The following is a 13,585-nucleotide window of genomic DNA, read 5'->3' as shown; positions in this document are numbered from 1 at the left end:
ATGGCCAAGCACGAGGACAAGCGGCCAGTGGCCGAGAGAATCGCCGCCAACATCAGGTACCTGATCATGTCCGGCGAGTGGGAGCCCGGCAAGAAGCTCCCCACCACCTCGGAGCTAATGGAGGAGCACGACACGTCGAACGTGACCGTGCAGCGCGCCCTGACCATCCTCAAGAACGAGAAGCTCCTGGAAGGCCGATCAGGGAAGGGCGTCTACGTTCGCGACCGTGCACCTCAGACCATCACCCCGGCCGCCTACATGGCCCCTTCGGAGGACGGGCAGCCGTACCGGTGGGTGACGGAGGCCAACCGAAGGAACCAGCGCGGCAGCAACAAGATCCTGCAAGTCGCCGAAATAAGGACACCGAAGCGGGTCGCGAAGGCCTTGGGTATCGAGGAAGGCGGAACGGCTGTGCTGCGGGTGCGTCTCGGCCTCCTGGACGATGAGCCGGCCGAACTGACCTACTCGTACTATCCAGCCGACCTAGCACTCGGCACGCGGCTTGCCGACCGGAGGAAGATTCCTGGTGGGTCTCCGACCTTGCTTGCCAGCATGGGGTACCCAACGCGCGGCCAGATCGAGGAGGTAGCGGCCCGCGTCGCGACGACGGAGGAATACGAGCTCCTGGAGATCCCGGGCGATGTTCCCGTGATCGAGGTGTTCCGCATCGTCTACAGCGACGACGAACGCCCGATCGAGGTAACCGTCATGGTGAAGCCGGGCCACCTGTATAAGATGGGCTACCACCTGCCGGTTTCCTGACCTAACTCCCCAGCGCCCCCGCCATAGTTGGCGGGGGCTTTGTTGTACCGGCAGCGAAGCCTTGCTACAAATGCGATTACGCCTTACGGTCGTCTCGTGACCGTGGCGCAGGCCACCTGGTACAGCGAAGGGACGCCATGAGCCCTGCCCAAAGTTCGACATCGCCCCCCGAGCGCACCGCGCTCTACCGTTACTTCGACACCGACGGCGGCCTGCTGTACATCGGCATCAGCCGAGACCCCGACGGGCGCTTGAAGGCCCACCGCGACACCCACCAGAAGTGGGTTCCGATGGTCAAAAGTCGCACCCTGGAGTGGTTCGACAGCCGGCCCGAGGCGGCAGAGGCGGAGAAGCAGGCCATCCAGGTCGAGAGACCCAGGTTCAACAAGGCACACAACCAGGACCGGGTTGCCTTCGCCCCCTCCCGCTGGCCATCACTGGCCGAGCAGGACAACAAGAGCAACCGCCTAGCCGCCCTCATACGCGACGAGATCGAGACCAAGCGGTGGCTGCCTGGCCAGCTCATCCCGTTCCTCAACACGCTCGCCAAGGCGTCCGGAACCAGCAAGTCGATCGCCGCCAAGGCGGTAGGTCAGCTCCGGCACGAGGGGCTGCTGACCTTCCGGGCCGGGCACGGGCTTTTCGTGGCCCATCCCCACTCCCGCAGGAATTCGCTCATTGTTCCCCCACCACAGGAGGGGAGCACGGTTCGGCCTCGCACGCCGCGTCCAGCTGTCCGCACCATGTGGCTCCACGACCCGCTCATGTCAGTCTGCTGACCTCCACCGCGTCTTCCTCGGCTTGGCAGTGGCGGCCACTCGGCTGCCGAATTCCAGCCGATTCGCACCCGCGGTCGCGACTGCCGCGCGTGCGAAGGGAGCGCGCCAGATCCTACCGAGTCAGGCAACTCGGACTCTGCACAGGTCAGCGGGTGATCAATCAGCTTCCGGATCTGCACTGGGCTGGAAGTCCTTGGCCGGAACATCGCCTAGCGTCAACCGGGCTGCGTCCAGTAGCACAACGGCCGGCTGTCGCCGACATCCGGTCGGCGGTCCGAGCCGCGCAACTGCATCACCGTTCAGATCTCGCCAAACTCGGATCGCGCACCAAGGGAGGGCATGTGAGTGGATTGCGACATTATGTCGGTGGTTCGCGTCGTGTCTGTCGATTGACCAATTAATTGCAGGGGGCATTCCACGTGAGCAGCTCGCCCACCAGTCGGGTGGTTCAGCAGAGCCACGGGTACTCCCCAAACCCTAGAGCCAGAACTGTACTGGTTGGTCAATTGACTGCAGGTCAGCCGGATGCGTGCGACAAGACGTTGACGCTCGTCGCACTTCGGCTAGCGTCCTGATCGTCGCCGAGTTCGGCGCACAAGTCCGCCGCCCGGGGAGTGGAGTCCCTGGTGGCGTGGCTGTCAGCACAACGGCCGGGGCGTGGAGGCCCCGGCCGTCGAAGTGGACCAGCGGGGTGGAGCCCGCTGGTCAAGAAACCCGCTCCTAGCAGAGAGAAGGCTCAACGTGAGCGTATCAACCCCTGCCACCCCCCAGCAGACCTCGGCGCCCACTCCCCCCGCGTCCCCGCGTCTGGTCGCGGCGGTGGTGCGTGGTCAGCGGATCGCCGTTCCGTGCCCGTCGTGGTGTGTGGTGGACCACTCGGCGCAGGATCTGGCGTTCCTGGAGGACCTGTCGCATGCCGGAGAGGCGGTGACGCTTCCGGTGCGCCAGTTCGACGGCAGCGTGGAGAAGGTGCTGGCGGCGCAGGTGGTGCAGTGGCCGTTCGCCCGGGAGAGTGAGCCGTACCTGTCGGTGGACGCGGACGGCTCGGGTGAGTGCAACCAGTACGCCGAGCCGGCTGCTCTGGCGTTCGCGGATCAGTTGGTGGCGCATGCGGAGCGGATCCGGTGCGAGGTCGGCAAGCTGGGCGGTGCGCGGGCATGACGACGGTCGAGATCGTCTCATTCGACTACGGTCATGCTGCGCCTCCGGAGGCGCACGTGATTCTCGACCTGCGGCAGCATTTTCGGGATCCGCACGTGAATCCGGCGCTGCGGTACATGACTGCTGAGGATGGTGCGGTGCGGCGGTCGGTGCTGGGCACGGCTGGGATCCGTCCGCTGCTGCGGGCAACTGTCCGGCAGGTTCAGGCGTTCGCCGCGGGCCCGTCTGGTGACCGGATCGCGGTCGCGGTGGGCTGTGTCGGGGGACGTCACCGCAGCGCCACAGTGGCGCATTGCCTTGCCCGCCGGCTGCGTCGCCGCGGCCTCGAGGTCGAGCTGTGGCACCGGGATTTGGCACGTCCGGTGCTTGAGCGGGCTGCCTGACGCTTTCTGAAGTGCGTTGACGGCCGGACGGTTCGATCCACCGTCCGGCTGTCGTGTGACACGTCCCGGATCTCGTCATGATCCCCGTCTGGCCCCTCCTAGGATGGGCGGGCCGTCACCGAGAGGAAGATTCATGCGTCCTAGGCGCTTTCAGTCGTTCGTTCTGGAGCTCGCGTCCAAAGATCCGTCGGCTGGTTCACCGATGACGTTGGCGGAGGCGGGTGATACGAAGCATCCGGGCGGCATGGCGGTAAAGCTGGAGGGGCGTGAGGCCCGCTTCCATTTCGTCGCACAGTCGGCGCCGGGTGACAAGTATGACGAGCCGGAGGGCGCGCCGGTGGAAGGCGACCCGGTCTCTCTCGAGCGACGGGCGGATGGGGCGGAGGGTTGGCTGGCCGGTCTGCTGGCTGGTTCGGGGTCGCGGGAGATCGCGAGTATTGAGCAGTGGTCGCTGAGGGAGGACCCGGCGGATCGGCGTAACGGGCTGACGGTGGAGTTTCACAGTGGCGCGAAGATTTACTCGCGCATCCTTTGACGCGCCTCCTGTGCGCCCCGTGTTCGGGTGCATCCTGCGGGTAACCAATCCTGGGGAGGCCCGATGCGCCGCGATCCCGTTCAATGCTCAGCCTCATGTCCCGTGTGTGGTGCCAGCACCTCGGCTGGCGCAGGTGAGCCGACTCCGCAGCATCAGCCGGAGGGCAGTCGGGAGATGTGCTCCGGCGCCGGCCAGCCAGCGCAGTGAAAGCAGGAAGTCCCGGCCAGATCGGCCGGGACTTCCTGCTGTTCGGTGGTTCATGCTCCGACCGCTTCCCGCTCTGGCTCCAGCACCGAGATCGCGCAGTCAACGAACTTGTCGAATGTTTCCTGGTCCAGCATGCCGTGGATGGCCAAGAGGATGTGCCACGCCGCCACGTGACCTTCATCCTGATCGTCGAACCCGTGCTCGCTGTCAAGGGCAAGCACCAAGGAGTACTGATAGAGGCGCGATGTGAGCCGGGCCCGTTCATGGAGGTGAGTGCTCGCTTGACGCGCACACCGCAGGAAGCGGTACAGCTCTCGATCGTGGAGAGGGATGGTGCAGAGAAGATGTCGAGCTGTGTTGAAGCCGACAGGCCAGTCGTTCCTCGAGCCGCACTGTTCTCTCAGTGCGACGTAGAGTTCGAATTTGAGGTCGAAGTCTCGGCTCATGTGGGATAGGTAGCGCGCCTGGGAGTGGCCGCGGGGAGGCGCGCCGCTGCGCAGCGGAGGTTACGCCGACCTGGTGAGTCACTCGGCTTGCCTACCGCCGACTGCGCTTCGCCGCCTGGATGATCCACGACATGCCTGCGGTACATCTCTTCTCCGTTCCAGACCCCCTGCCCAGTGTCGATGTGCTGCTGCCGGACAAGGGCGGCAGACTACGCGGCAAGGTCGCCACGGTGGAGGAGAGCCCAGACGGCGCCGTGTGGATCGAGGTGTTGGTCTCGAGTTGGGTCCGCTGGTCGACTCAGCTTGCTGTCGGCGAGCCTTCAAGCGAGGGCATCGGACCTGAGACTGTTCGCATGTGGGTTCCGCCGGAGGCGGTGTTCGCTGACGAGGGGGAGGTACAGGCGCTCAAGCGGCTCTATCAAGCAAGCCTGGCGCATGTGTAGGCCAGAGCCCCCTTCAGCCCGGCGGAACGCCCCCAGCAGATTGGTGGGGGCGTTCGCGTTCGGCTGGGTCAGTTGCTGGCCTCGGCCGGGGGTCGATCATCGATGACGATGCGCGTCACGTCGGGCTGGCGCTGTTCGGCGCCGGCCCGGTGCTGTTCGGGGCTGCCGTCGGCTTCTACTTTGCCGAGGGCGTCGCCGATGCGCCCGTACACCTTGGCTGCGAGGCGCCGCGTGCCCGGTTCGACATCGGGGTTGCGCTGGGTGTGCCAGAGGGCATCGAGGACGGCGATGAGGGTTCGGCCGGACAGGTCGGCGTCGATGAGGCAGTCTTTCTCTTCGACCATGCCGGGGAGTCGGAAGTGCTGGCCGCGGCTGGATTGGGCGACGAGGAAGTCCCAGGTGTCGCGGTGGCAGGAGATTTCGGCGTAGGCGACGCCGGCAGCGAGGTCAAGGAGCTTGTCGAAGTCGCCGGTGTCGGCCTCGCCGGTGGCGGCCTGTGCCTGCTGCTGCTCGGCTTGGGGGACTTCGGTCGCCGCCTGGCGGGCTTCCGCTGCGTCTGCTCGGCAGCCTTCGACGGCGGCGCGCAGGTCGGCGATCTCCCCGAGGATGCGCTCGTCGCTGCGGCCGTCCGCGACTGCCCGTGTGGTGGCTTCGACGCTGGTGCGGAGCCGCTCGATGTCGCCGCGGAGTCCTTGGATCTCGCTGTGAAGGTTGTCGATTCTGCCGCTGAGGGTCTCGGCGGCGTTGCTGGTGCGCTGGGTGTCGTTGCGGATCTCGTCGATGCTGGCCTTGATGCCGTCGAGCCCTTGCTTGATCGCGTTGGTGAGGGCTTCTCGTAAGCCGCCGACACTGGTCTTCAGTTCGTCGATGGCCTTGTGCACGGCTTTGGTTCCGAACACGCATTCCCCCCTTGCCGGTTGCGGTATTCACCGGAAAGAAGGCTCCCCCACAGGGCCGGCGCGACGCGCCAGGTTCTGGCCGATGTGGTGAGTGCGACTGAGACTCAGGCGGCGCCCCAGCGTGCCTCCGCGTATGGGGAGGCCGCAGCAGCCCTACGGGGCCGCCCAGTTGATCTGTAGCGGCGTGATGCGCTTCGTCGCCTGGCTAGCCCAGAACACGATGATTCCGAAGCCGCCGAAGACGGCTTGGCGGGTCATGCCGTCGTCTTCCCCGTAGGGCTCGGTGCCCGCGAGTGGATCGGCTTCGAGCCGGTCGATGAGGTCGAAGAGTGCCATCTGGCCTTCAAGCGGCAGCCCGCCGATCATGTCGAGGGTGTGGGGGCTGCGGCTGAAGTTCCAGGTCACGCGGCGTGATGTCCTTCGCGGTGGGCGTTCAGACGGGCTTTGAGGTCCTCGAACGCGGCGATGCTCTCGGGCGTGTCTTCATCGTAGTCGTCCAGTAGCCGTCCGTGCTGCTCAATGTAGGAAAGCAGTTCCTCGGTACGAGGTCGGTCGGCTTCGAAGTCTTCGATGAACTGCACCCACCGCCGGAAGATCGCGGGCAGCTTGCCGACATCCGTGAAGGAGACCTCACGCTGGAAGGTAGCTCGCAGTTCGGGGTGGGGGAGTGCGTGGGCGATGCTGTCGATCGTCCAGTTCTCGCTGCTCATAGCCTCGACCTCGACCCTGAATTCATGAATCCCGTAACCAAACAGTGTGTCTCTGAGCCTAGCGCCCGGCCGGGCGGCCGGGCGGGCGCCCGGGCAGATCTGGCTGGCGCGATGTGCCGGGCAGCCGGCTCGGGACGCAGGTGGCGGGGCGAAGCAACCTGTCACGTGCAACTGTGCTCGGTGGTGGGGCAGACCCTGGCTGATGTGATGGTGATGGCTCAGGACACGCGAGACGGAGCGCAGCAGAAAGCCCCCGGCTGGCGCGGATGCACGGCCGGGGGCTTTAGCGCGCGCCTACCCGAGGTGCTTGAGGTCGAGGATGCGTACCCGCTGCAGGGGGTGCTTGAAGACGACCAGCACGGCCCTGGTGTGGTTGAGGATGAGGAGCCGCTTGATGTCGCCGTCGCCACCGTGGGGTGTGGTCTCGGCGAAGGGGTCCTCGCAGACGGCGAGGATGGCGCGGTCGAATTCGACCCTGGCCTCGTCGGGAAGCGAGTCCCAGACGGCCTCTACGTGAGGCGGGTAACGAAGCAGATACACGCTGTACAGCGTGCCAGGTCAGGCGGCCCCGCGTGCCCGGATTCGGTCAGCTACTTCCTGAACCCGCTGATCTCCGTCGAGCCACTCGCCGGGAGGCTCTTCACCTTGGCTTTCGTAGGCGATGACCTCGTCTGCTTGTTCGAGGGCCGCATCCGTGTCCTCGGCGATCTGCCGCCACTTTGCGAACACGGACAGCAGCTCATGAGCCGGCGCCCGGTTGATCTCGCCGAGGAACCGCTGCGCGAGGTTGGGGTCCCCCAGTGCGGCGCTGATGCGTTCGATGGTCCAGGGCGCGTCACTCATGTGGATCGCCTAACTGCCGCCTGCTTGCTTCTGTCGTGACGCCCACCACCGTAGCGAAGTGATACCGCCTTCTTGCAGGAACCAGGTAGGGAAACTCTCGCGAAAATGCCTGTAGGGGTCCCTGTTCGGCTTGGATTCGAGAGCCTTGCTAGCTTTGCTTTTGCCGGTGGCATAGGCCAAAGGTCTGCGGCGCGGCCGGCTACCGAGGCTGACCAGCCAGGCATACCGTCACGTGCCAGTGTGCTGCGAGCGGCCCTCAGGTCCCGGGGAGCGTCTCTTGTTCGATGTCGTGCTCGGGCGGCTTCGGTGCAGCGCGGAGGGCGAGTTTGCCCCGGCAGTCCTCCCCGAGCCCCCACAGTCGGGCCTGCCTGCCTCGCAACGGCCGCCCGCACATGCGGCAGGTGATACGACTGCGCCCCGCGGCCGGCTCGTCGAAGCCAGGCAGCGGGGCGGGATCGTCTGGGGTCATGGGGTTCAGAGTCTCATGGGGAGGGTCGGGTGGTGGCCCAGCGTTCCCAGGCATCGAGTCCGGCGACGGCGGCCTGCTCGCAGGTCTTCTCGGGTCGGGTTGCCGAGGAGGGCCCGGAGCCGGCGAGCCACCACTGCCAGCCGTTTCGCCCCGACTGGGACACGCCGCCGTAGGAGGGGGCGACCACGACGAGCACCTTGCCGTCGCCGTCGACGACGTGCCAGTGCCGGTCCTCGGACCAGGTAGGGGCTTTGACGAGGGCTGCGGATTCGATGACGGCACGGGCCCGGAGGGCGGACATCGGGCGCCTGGTCACTGGCTGCTCCTGTTCACCAGCCGGTCGCCTCTCCCCCGTGGCATACGGCGTCTTCGGGGTGTCCGCAGTCGCTGCACCCGTCGAGGCCGGAGATTAGGCACTGGTGCGGCGGCAGGCTGTCAATGGGTGGGGGCGGGTCGCCGGACCAGCGGTTCCACAGAGGCGGGCGGCCGGCCTTCTGCAGCATGACCAGGTTGGCGGTGAGTCGCCACACCGCGCCCCCGCTACGGGTCGCCTCGACCGGGGAGGCGTCGACCCGGTGCAGGATTTCCCGCAGGCCGTGTTCCAGGCCCCGAAGTCGAGCAAGCTCGGCATGCATTTGATCGACCTCGGTGTGCTCTGGTGGGGTGGTCACAGGGGCCGCCCGTCGCAGTCGACGTAGCCGTCGGCGGTGCGGTGGGGTTGGAAGCAGTCGTCGTGGTCGGCATCGTCGTGGTGCTCGGCGGCGAGGCGGGCCAGCGTGGCGTTGTCGACGATGTTGTGGATGCGGATGAACTCGTCTCCGGTGATCGGCTGGTCTTCCGGCAGCAATGACCGGTTGATCTTCATGGGTGCTCCTCTGCTGGATTGGGTGGAGTGGATTGAGGTTCAGTCGACAGCCGGCTGGGACACGTGCTGGGCTTTGACGTTCCGCAGGCGGCCGATGCCGCGGGCGGCCAGCGTGTAGGTGCGGATGCCGCGACTGTTGTGGACTGCTTCGACGGTCCACCACTTGCCGCGCCACCGTTCGCGGCTGCCGTCGTAGCGGACGAAATCACCGCGCTTGAAGGGGCGTGCAGGCATACGGGCCTCCCGGGTGGGGGATGGTGCGGCGGTCAGCGGCAGCAGTCAGACGGCGGTGATGGATCGGGGCCGGACGCAGGTGGCGGCGGTGTTGCCGTCCGCGTCCTGGAGGGCGAAGCGCACGCCAGGCAGGTTGTGGGTGTCCGTGCACCGCAGGCACCGGCAGGGGTGCGCGGCGTACACCCCGTGCAGCTCGACGAGAGAGCCGTGGTAGCGCACTTTGGTGCCGGGCTCCCAGCGGGTCATCGGGTTGAGCATGGCGACTCCTCGGCAGGTCGCTGGTGGTTTGGAGTGCCCCGCGCCGGATTCGAACCGGCTACGTCCGCCTGACGGGGCTGGGTGGGTCAGCAGAAGTCGCCGTCATAGAAGGGGCAGCCGCGCCGGTCCCGCCATTCCACGACGGCGGTAGCCCGGCTGCTCATGTGCGGGGTCGCCTCGGCGGGGCGGAGGATGGCCTGCTTCCAGAAGTCGGCCAGCGGCACGACGGTCCCGTACTCGGTCTCGATGGTGACGCCCTCACGGGACAGGAACCTCAGCCAGGTGTCGGTGCAGGTCAGGCCGTGGTCGTTGTGGGCGCGCCACAGGAACTCCCAGCCCCCTGCGTGCTGCCCGATGTGCAGTCCCTCACCGTCGGCCTCACCGCCCGGGAATTCACCGAACGCGAAGTAGTTCGTGGACATTGCGGTCTCCTCTGCGGATCGGGGTGCGGCGGGTTCGGGGGCGGGCCCGGCCACCGGGGGCCGGGCAGGAATGTCAGGCGGTGACGATGGCGTCGGTGAAGTCGAGGAACCGGCGCTCGCCGAGGAACCGCATCGCGGCCTTCATCTCGCGACGGATGACGGCGGGGGTCAGTTCGTACACGTGCCCGTCGGCGCGGTGACCGTTGGGGGTGATCACGATGTGGCCGTGTTCGTCTTCGGACGCGTCGAGCCAGCAGGGGACGATCCGCTGCCACCAGTCGAGCGGCCGGGGGAACTCCGAGCCCGGCTTGACCTTGAGCGAGTCGTCGATCTGAATCTTGGCTTGGTCGATGACGATGCGGTCCATTGCGGTCTCCCCTGCGGTGCGGTTGGTGGTGGCGGGTGAGGGCCCGGCCCGAAGGCCGGGCGGGATGAGGTGCCGCCCGGTGCGCTACGACGCGCGCACGGTTTGACCGTCCGGGGGCTGGTGGTTCAGCCGCGTGTCACCTGTCCACGGCGGACGAACGCCACCGTGGAGCCCGACGCGTTGACGATCGAGAACGACCGGTCATCGCTGCCGTTCCACCACGCGTTACGCGCACCCCTGATGGCCTCCTCCAACGTGTTGGAGTGCGAGGTGACCTCTCGGTGGTCCATGGTCTTGTACATCTCTCCTCCTACGGCCTGCCTCATCAGGGGCTTAGCGGCACTTCATCGATCCTCATCAGCGATACTATGTATCGCTGTCGATACCTCAAAGCTACTCCTGAAGGGCTGTCAGCGCAAGTCGGTTGCGGTACCTTGTTGCTATGACAGTCGACGAGACCCCCGAGCAGCCGACCCTCGAAGAGATCGAGGCAGCCGGTACGCGCCGAAAGCGCGACGAGGAACGCCTCAAGAAGTCCAGCACCCACCTGAAAGAGGTCGTCCTCGCCGCCCTCCGCAATGGGGAGCACCGCCCTACCGAGGTGGCCAAGGCGTCCGGCTGGACACCCGCCCACGTGCGGAAGATGGCCCGGGAAGCGGGCATCGAACCCGACGAGCGCTACAAGGAGCGGGCCGAACGCCTCCGCCGCACCGCCCAGCCGGACGCTTGACCTGCCCTGTGCCGCACACCCTCCCCCGGTGTGCGGCACACGCACGTCCGGGGGTCAGCCGGCCTGGTGGTGGCCGCAGGTGCAGAGCTTCCCGGTGAACTTCTGGTTCTTCCGGCACCTGGCGTGCATCCGCCGCGCCCACTCCCGCAGCCCGGCCTGCCTGTCGGGGTGCTCGGCCACGGCCTGCTCGAGGAGCTGCGCTGTCTCACATGCGGTGGACAGGTACGGCGGCGGGTCGATCAGGGCCAGGACGTCGGCGGGCAGCTGCTCGGCCGTCGAGCCGGGCGGGTTGACGAAGCCGGGTGTGAGGTTGGAGTCACGAGCGCCAGCCTCGCCCCGCATGTACACGGCTGCCGCCTCGGGCCCCTCGAACACGGCGAGCACGTGCCCGATGTCAACCAAGTGGGCGGCGGCCATGCCCTCGTTGACCCACCGCGCCTCCTCGGTCCGGCACAGCGGGGCGTTGTGTTCGGCCTTGGTCCGCTCGTCCTCGATGCAGGCCAGCAGGACGCGGTACGGAGGCTGGGTGATGGGCGGTCGGTCAGGGTTGGTGAGGCAGCTGTCGGGGTCGACCCCATCGCAGTTGCGGCAACGGTGAGTGGCGGCCTGGTCGGTCATGGGTGTGGTCTCCGGCGGGTCGGGGCCCGGCCGCGGGGACGGCGGCCGGGCACGGGGCGGTCAGGCGGTGCCGGGCTCGGGCGGGCAGATGCGGGCACAGCCGGGGCACGGCCAGTCGACGCAGTGCTGCTCCATGGCGTGCCACGCGCCGTTGCAGTTGCAGGCGCTGGTGTCTCCGGCGTCGGGCGATTCGGCGTAGGGGTCGGTCAGCGCGGGTTCGGTCGGCTGGGTGTCGGTCATCAGTGGGTCTCCTCGGGCTGGTAGTTGGCGATGTCGGGCAGGTGGTGGACGCGCCGGCCGCGGCGTCGTGCGGACGGGATTGGGACGGGCAGGAGCACGGCGGCGATGAGCTCGGCGGGCAGAGTGAGTTGCTCTGGAAGCCCTGCGTGGCTCTCTGCGGCGCGTTGGGCGGGTGGCTGGTCCTGGGCGTCATCCGGGCGCTGCGGGGCGCCCTGGGGGCCGCTGTAGCCGCGCGGCGGGGTGTCCGTATCGAGCCGGGCCGTCATGACTCGCCCTCCACGGGCCCTGAGCGGGCGCCTGACGGCCTGTGAACGGAAGAACGGGGCTCGGGAGCTTCGACACCCGGAACGCCCCGCAGACGGCCACTGGGCGGCTCGGGGTCCGGCACGGCCCGCAACACCGGCGGCTCGTCAACCGTCCACCCGTCGAGTTGCAGCACCTCCATCAGCAACACGGCGGCTTGAGCCCGGGTAATCGGCCGCTGATCCCCGGACCATTCCTCGGCCAGAGAGTGCGCGCGATCCAGGGCGCGGACGTAGCGGTCATCCATCACTGTTGCCCCTCCTCGACGGTGAAACTGATGACGATCTCGTTGTCGGCGACCTTGAAGCGCAACGCGTCGTCCAACAGCGGCGCATCCTCGGGGAGCTGGTGCACCTCCCGGTACGCGACGCTCGCCACCGCGATGGCGGCACGCACGTCGCCGAGGAACGCACCCCATGGCTCGGCGGCGGGAACACTCCACTCGCGGCGAGTGCTCACAACAGTGCGGCTGGAGAAGGTGGCCATCACGCCACCTCCCGGTTCCCGGCCCGCTGGGTGCTGCGGTACGCCCGCTCCCCCAGTCGGCACGGCTCGCACGGCTCCTCGCCGCGGCGGAGGTGCGCCGTGTAGCCCGCGTGGTCCCCGTGCCGCTGCGGCTGGCCGTCCAACAGGCCCGCCCGGCAACCCAGAAGAACCGCATGGGCGATGCTGCGAGCCCCAAGGGCCTTCCGCATGCGGTGGGAGTACACCCGCAGGGACACTTCGGAGATCCCAAGCTCGTGGGCGATGCGTGAGCAGGTGGCACCTTCAGAGAAGCGACGGAGGACGATTTGTTCCCTCGGGCTGAGGTGCGGCCCGGTCACGACTCGGCCCCGAGGATCCGGCGGGCCGTAGCCATGGCCCGGGGGTCCGCGCCGATCTGCTCGGCGTCCACGGCCGCACTGTCCAGCCACGCGGCGAGTTCGGGCCCGAACGTAGTGGCTGCTCCTGGCGCCCACGGGTCAGACGTGGCCTCGGTGGCCCACTGGCGTACCTTCTCGGCGGCGGCCCGCAACAGGGCAGCCGGAGACTGGTCGGTCACGACGCCTCACCCGCCCGGCGCTCACGCAGGTACGCCATGAACTCGTCCACGGCCGTCCGATCGCCCTCGGAGAGCTTCACGTTCGGGTTGTTGCCGCAGCGGGGGCCAACCTCGCTGACCTCACCGGCAGCGGCGGCCTTGTCGAGCACCCGCTGGAACACGGCGTCGCCCGACTCCAGTCCGGCGGCGGCGCGGCGGGCGTCCATTAGGGCCACCACACCGTGCCGGTCGATCTCCACCGCACCCATGCGCACGGCGGCGGCCCGCTTCGACGGGACGATGTCGTAGTGCCAGCGGTAGTCACGGTCGGACTTCTTCTGGAACCAGGAGCGGCGCAGCCCCAGGCGCTTGGCGAACTCGTGCAGTTCCTCCTCGGTGTCGGCGGTGAGGTGGGACCAATGCGTGTGCCGCAGACGCCGGGCCTTCGCGATCAGGGTGTAGTCGCGGATCTCGTCCACGTAGATGGTCATCGGGTTCTCCGTCCGTCATTCAGCGTGCGTTGTTTATCGGTGGCGGTCACGGCGGCCGGTGTTGGCCGCCGTGACCAGGGGGTTCAGGCGGCGGGGGCGACGCGGAGATCTGGCAGACCGCGGTCGCGCATCAGGTCGGCCGCGGTGTCGATGAGGGCGCCGGACAGCTCGATCTCCATGTCGTCGAGCAGCTCCGGGTGGTCGGCCGGGTCGTGGCCCCACTCGGTGATCAGGTTCGCGGCGACGTCCCGCATGCCGGTCAGAGGCGACCAGTAGCAGGCGAGCAGCCATTCGTAGTCGCTGCGGGCCAAGGTCACGTACTGCGGGTCGTGCGACAGGGCGAACACGGTGGCCTCCTCATGTGGTGGGATTGGTGGGTGGCCGCCTCCGATAGCCCCG

30 protein-coding genes are annotated in these 13,585 nt (G+C 67.7%); 7 read left to right on the top strand and 23 right to left on the bottom strand.

Annotation, left to right across the window (positions count from 1 at the left end; translation table 11 throughout):
- The 5 genes from BBH68_RS28500 to BBH68_RS28480 all read left to right on the top strand — a co-directional run bounded on the left by BBH68_RS28500 (position 1) and on the right by BBH68_RS28480 (position 3,620).
- Positions 1-762 (top strand): GntR family transcriptional regulator, encoded by a 762-nt coding sequence (locus BBH68_RS28500; RefSeq protein ID WP_065966579.1) that lies wholly within the window; start codon positions 1-3, stop codon positions 760-762.
- A gap of 137 nt (positions 763-899) precedes the next feature.
- Positions 900-1,541, top strand: coding sequence for a GntR family transcriptional regulator (locus BBH68_RS28495; RefSeq protein ID WP_065966578.1), 642 nt, complete (start codon positions 900-902; stop codon positions 1,539-1,541).
- Between the two features lie 741 nt (positions 1,542-2,282).
- Positions 2,283-2,702, top strand: coding sequence for a DUF6907 domain-containing protein (locus BBH68_RS28490; protein ID WP_141713069.1), 420 nt, complete (start codon positions 2,283-2,285; stop codon positions 2,700-2,702).
- Complete coding sequence (locus tag BBH68_RS28485; protein ID WP_065966576.1) at positions 2,699-3,085, top strand: RapZ C-terminal domain-containing protein; 387 nt, start codon at positions 2,699-2,701, stop codon at positions 3,083-3,085. Before BBH68_RS28490 ends, BBH68_RS28485 begins: the two co-directional genes overlap by 4 nt.
- A 202-nt stretch (positions 3,086-3,287) precedes the next feature.
- Positions 3,288-3,620, top strand: a complete 333-nt coding sequence (locus BBH68_RS28480; protein ID WP_079151245.1) for a hypothetical protein — start codon at positions 3,288-3,290, stop codon at positions 3,618-3,620.
- A 257-nt stretch (positions 3,621-3,877) separates the two neighbouring features.
- On the opposite strand, the gene BBH68_RS28475 is transcribed toward BBH68_RS28480, so the two are convergent.
- Positions 3,878-4,273 carry a hypothetical protein gene (locus tag BBH68_RS28475; RefSeq protein WP_065966574.1) on the bottom strand — a complete coding sequence of 132 codons (396 nt, stop codon included), beginning with the start codon at positions 4,271-4,273 and terminating at the stop codon, positions 3,878-3,880.
- A 119-nt stretch (positions 4,274-4,392) separates the two neighbouring features.
- Here BBH68_RS28475 and BBH68_RS28470 point away from each other — a divergent pair, with 119 nt between their 5' ends.
- Positions 4,393-4,716, top strand: coding sequence for a hypothetical protein (locus BBH68_RS28470; RefSeq protein ID WP_141713068.1), 324 nt, complete (start codon positions 4,393-4,395; stop codon positions 4,714-4,716).
- Between the two features lie 68 nt (positions 4,717-4,784).
- Here the strand turns inward: BBH68_RS28470 and BBH68_RS28465 are convergent, their stop codons facing one another.
- From BBH68_RS28465 to BBH68_RS42175, 14 genes are all read right to left on the bottom strand, one after another.
- Positions 4,785-5,615, bottom strand: coding sequence for a coiled-coil domain-containing protein (locus tag BBH68_RS28465; protein ID WP_245738347.1), 831 nt, complete (start codon positions 5,613-5,615; stop codon positions 4,785-4,787).
- A 153-nt stretch (positions 5,616-5,768) separates the two neighbouring features.
- Positions 5,769-6,020, bottom strand: a complete 252-nt coding sequence (locus BBH68_RS28460; protein ID WP_065966572.1) for a hypothetical protein — start codon at positions 6,018-6,020, stop codon at positions 5,769-5,771.
- Complete coding sequence (locus BBH68_RS28455) at positions 6,017-6,325, bottom strand: hypothetical protein (RefSeq protein ID WP_065966571.1); 309 nt, start codon at positions 6,323-6,325, stop codon at positions 6,017-6,019. The genes BBH68_RS28460 and BBH68_RS28455 overlap by 4 nt, the downstream gene beginning before the upstream one ends.
- Positions 6,326-6,619: 294 nt before the next feature.
- Complete coding sequence (locus tag BBH68_RS28450) at positions 6,620-6,865, bottom strand: hypothetical protein (RefSeq protein WP_065966570.1); 246 nt, start codon at positions 6,863-6,865, stop codon at positions 6,620-6,622.
- 18 nt (positions 6,866-6,883) lie between these two features.
- The gene (locus tag BBH68_RS28445) at positions 6,884-7,168 is read right to left on the bottom strand and encodes a hypothetical protein (protein ID WP_065966569.1); all 285 of its coding nucleotides are present in this window, start codon (positions 7,166-7,168) and stop codon (positions 6,884-6,886) included.
- A gap of 256 nt (positions 7,169-7,424) precedes the next feature.
- Positions 7,425-7,637, bottom strand: a complete 213-nt coding sequence (locus tag BBH68_RS43430) for a DUF6011 domain-containing protein (protein ID WP_076972104.1) — start codon at positions 7,635-7,637, stop codon at positions 7,425-7,427.
- Positions 7,638-7,650: 13 nt separating this feature from the next.
- A complete protein-coding gene (locus BBH68_RS28440) occupies positions 7,651-7,953 on the bottom strand; it encodes a hypothetical protein (RefSeq protein ID WP_141713067.1) in 303 nt (100 codons plus the stop codon).
- Positions 7,954-7,966: 13 nt separating this feature from the next.
- Entirely contained in the window at positions 7,967-8,308 is a 342-nt protein-coding gene (locus BBH68_RS28435; RefSeq protein WP_141713066.1) for a hypothetical protein, read from the bottom strand.
- Complete coding sequence (locus BBH68_RS28430; protein ID WP_065966566.1) at positions 8,305-8,502, bottom strand: hypothetical protein; 198 nt, start codon at positions 8,500-8,502, stop codon at positions 8,305-8,307. The genes BBH68_RS28435 and BBH68_RS28430 overlap by 4 nt, the downstream gene beginning before the upstream one ends.
- A 39-nt stretch (positions 8,503-8,541) precedes the next feature.
- On the bottom strand, positions 8,542-8,736 hold the full coding sequence (locus tag BBH68_RS28425; RefSeq protein ID WP_065966565.1) for a hypothetical protein: 195 nt from the start codon (positions 8,734-8,736) through the stop codon (positions 8,542-8,544).
- Between the two features lie 45 nt (positions 8,737-8,781).
- On the bottom strand, positions 8,782-8,994 hold the full coding sequence (locus tag BBH68_RS28420) for a hypothetical protein (protein ID WP_065966564.1): 213 nt from the start codon (positions 8,992-8,994) through the stop codon (positions 8,782-8,784).
- A gap of 86 nt (positions 8,995-9,080) precedes the next feature.
- A complete protein-coding gene (locus BBH68_RS28415) occupies positions 9,081-9,416 on the bottom strand; it encodes a hypothetical protein (protein WP_065966563.1) in 336 nt (111 codons plus the stop codon).
- A gap of 73 nt (positions 9,417-9,489) precedes the next feature.
- The gene (locus BBH68_RS28410) at positions 9,490-9,783 is read right to left on the bottom strand and encodes a hypothetical protein (RefSeq protein WP_065966562.1); all 294 of its coding nucleotides are present in this window, start codon (positions 9,781-9,783) and stop codon (positions 9,490-9,492) included.
- Positions 9,784-9,908: 125 nt separating this feature from the next.
- Positions 9,909-10,085, bottom strand: a complete 177-nt coding sequence (locus BBH68_RS42175) for a hypothetical protein (RefSeq protein WP_158080395.1) — start codon at positions 10,083-10,085, stop codon at positions 9,909-9,911.
- 140 nt (positions 10,086-10,225) lie between these two features.
- On the opposite strand from BBH68_RS42175, the gene BBH68_RS28405 reads away from it, so the two are divergent.
- Entirely contained in the window at positions 10,226-10,513 is a 288-nt protein-coding gene (locus BBH68_RS28405) for a hypothetical protein (protein WP_065966561.1), read from the top strand.
- A gap of 54 nt (positions 10,514-10,567) precedes the next feature.
- On the opposite strand, the gene BBH68_RS28400 is transcribed toward BBH68_RS28405, so the two are convergent.
- The 8 genes from BBH68_RS28400 to BBH68_RS28360 form a co-directional block, all read right to left on the bottom strand.
- Positions 10,568-11,131, bottom strand: coding sequence for a hypothetical protein (locus BBH68_RS28400; RefSeq protein WP_065966560.1), 564 nt, complete (start codon positions 11,129-11,131; stop codon positions 10,568-10,570).
- A 60-nt stretch (positions 11,132-11,191) separates the two neighbouring features.
- Positions 11,192-11,371, bottom strand: coding sequence for a hypothetical protein (locus BBH68_RS28395; RefSeq protein ID WP_065966559.1), 180 nt, complete (start codon positions 11,369-11,371; stop codon positions 11,192-11,194).
- Positions 11,371-11,637: a hypothetical protein gene (locus BBH68_RS28390; RefSeq protein WP_065966558.1), complete on the bottom strand. Its 267-nt coding sequence runs from the start codon at positions 11,635-11,637 to the stop codon at positions 11,371-11,373. Before BBH68_RS28390 ends, BBH68_RS28395 begins: the two co-directional genes overlap by 1 nt.
- Before the next feature lie 283 nt (positions 11,638-11,920).
- Complete coding sequence (locus BBH68_RS28380) at positions 11,921-12,160, bottom strand: hypothetical protein (protein WP_141713065.1); 240 nt, start codon at positions 12,158-12,160, stop codon at positions 11,921-11,923.
- The gene (locus BBH68_RS44575) at positions 12,160-12,498 is read right to left on the bottom strand and encodes a response regulator transcription factor (protein ID WP_065966555.1); all 339 of its coding nucleotides are present in this window, start codon (positions 12,496-12,498) and stop codon (positions 12,160-12,162) included. The genes BBH68_RS28380 and BBH68_RS44575 overlap by 1 nt, the downstream gene beginning before the upstream one ends.
- Complete coding sequence (locus BBH68_RS42170; protein WP_065966554.1) at positions 12,495-12,716, bottom strand: hypothetical protein; 222 nt, start codon at positions 12,714-12,716, stop codon at positions 12,495-12,497. The genes BBH68_RS44575 and BBH68_RS42170 overlap by 4 nt, the downstream gene beginning before the upstream one ends.
- Positions 12,713-13,186 (bottom strand): DUF4031 domain-containing protein, encoded by a 474-nt coding sequence (locus BBH68_RS28365; protein ID WP_065966553.1) that lies wholly within the window; start codon positions 13,184-13,186, stop codon positions 12,713-12,715. Before BBH68_RS28365 ends, BBH68_RS42170 begins: the two co-directional genes overlap by 4 nt.
- Positions 13,187-13,269: 83 nt before the next feature.
- A complete protein-coding gene (locus BBH68_RS28360) occupies positions 13,270-13,533 on the bottom strand; it encodes a hypothetical protein (protein WP_065966552.1) in 264 nt (87 codons plus the stop codon).
- Positions 13,534-13,585 lie beyond the last annotated feature (52 nt).

This window comes from Streptomyces sparsogenes (assembly GCF_001704635.1).
Classification (GTDB): domain Bacteria; phylum Actinomycetota; class Actinomycetes; order Streptomycetales; family Streptomycetaceae; genus Streptomyces; species Streptomyces sparsogenes.
The sequence above is the reverse complement of the archived record's forward strand: the minus strand, read 5'-3'. Positions and strand labels throughout refer to the sequence as shown.

What these genes read in the sequence shown, in the direction of transcription:
- BBH68_RS28500 (WP_065966579.1), top strand. Translation starts at nt 1, where the DNA reads ATGGCCAAGCACGAGGACAAGCGGCCAGTGGCCGAGAGAATCGCCGCC.
- BBH68_RS28495 (WP_065966578.1), top strand. Translation starts at nt 900, where the DNA reads ATGAGCCCTGCCCAAAGTTCGACATCGCCCCCCGAGCGCACCGCGCTC.
- BBH68_RS28485 (WP_065966576.1), top strand. Translation starts at nt 2,699, where the DNA reads ATGACGACGGTCGAGATCGTCTCATTCGACTACGGTCATGCTGCGCCT.
- BBH68_RS28480 (WP_079151245.1), top strand. Translation starts at nt 3,288, where the DNA reads ATGACGTTGGCGGAGGCGGGTGATACGAAGCATCCGGGCGGCATGGCG.
- BBH68_RS28475 (WP_065966574.1), bottom strand. Translation starts at nt 4,273, where the DNA reads ATGAGCCGAGACTTCGACCTCAAATTCGAACTCTACGTCGCACTGAGA.
- BBH68_RS28470 (WP_141713068.1), top strand. Translation starts at nt 4,393, where the DNA reads ATGATCCACGACATGCCTGCGGTACATCTCTTCTCCGTTCCAGACCCC.
- BBH68_RS28455 (WP_065966571.1), bottom strand. Translation starts at nt 6,325, where the DNA reads ATGAGCAGCGAGAACTGGACGATCGACAGCATCGCCCACGCACTCCCC.
- BBH68_RS28445 (WP_065966569.1), bottom strand. Translation starts at nt 7,168, where the DNA reads ATGAGTGACGCGCCCTGGACCATCGAACGCATCAGCGCCGCACTGGGG.
- BBH68_RS43430 (WP_076972104.1), bottom strand. Translation starts at nt 7,637, where the DNA reads ATGACCCCAGACGATCCCGCCCCGCTGCCTGGCTTCGACGAGCCGGCC.
- BBH68_RS28430 (WP_065966566.1), bottom strand. Translation starts at nt 8,502, where the DNA reads ATGAAGATCAACCGGTCATTGCTGCCGGAAGACCAGCCGATCACCGGA.
- BBH68_RS28425 (WP_065966565.1), bottom strand. Translation starts at nt 8,736, where the DNA reads ATGCCTGCACGCCCCTTCAAGCGCGGTGATTTCGTCCGCTACGACGGC.
- BBH68_RS28420 (WP_065966564.1), bottom strand. Translation starts at nt 8,994, where the DNA reads ATGCTCAACCCGATGACCCGCTGGGAGCCCGGCACCAAAGTGCGCTAC.
- BBH68_RS28415 (WP_065966563.1), bottom strand. Translation starts at nt 9,416, where the DNA reads ATGTCCACGAACTACTTCGCGTTCGGTGAATTCCCGGGCGGTGAGGCC.
- BBH68_RS28410 (WP_065966562.1), bottom strand. Translation starts at nt 9,783, where the DNA reads ATGGACCGCATCGTCATCGACCAAGCCAAGATTCAGATCGACGACTCG.
- BBH68_RS42175 (WP_158080395.1), bottom strand. Translation starts at nt 10,085, where the DNA reads ATGTACAAGACCATGGACCACCGAGAGGTCACCTCGCACTCCAACACG.
- BBH68_RS28405 (WP_065966561.1), top strand. Translation starts at nt 10,226, where the DNA reads ATGACAGTCGACGAGACCCCCGAGCAGCCGACCCTCGAAGAGATCGAG.
- BBH68_RS28400 (WP_065966560.1), bottom strand. Translation starts at nt 11,131, where the DNA reads ATGACCGACCAGGCCGCCACTCACCGTTGCCGCAACTGCGATGGGGTC.
- BBH68_RS28395 (WP_065966559.1), bottom strand. Translation starts at nt 11,371, where the DNA reads ATGACCGACACCCAGCCGACCGAACCCGCGCTGACCGACCCCTACGCC.
- BBH68_RS28390 (WP_065966558.1), bottom strand. Translation starts at nt 11,637, where the DNA reads ATGACGGCCCGGCTCGATACGGACACCCCGCCGCGCGGCTACAGCGGC.
- BBH68_RS28380 (WP_141713065.1), bottom strand. Translation starts at nt 12,160, where the DNA reads ATGGCCACCTTCTCCAGCCGCACTGTTGTGAGCACTCGCCGCGAGTGG.
- BBH68_RS28365 (WP_065966553.1), bottom strand. Translation starts at nt 13,186, where the DNA reads ATGACCATCTACGTGGACGAGATCCGCGACTACACCCTGATCGCGAAG.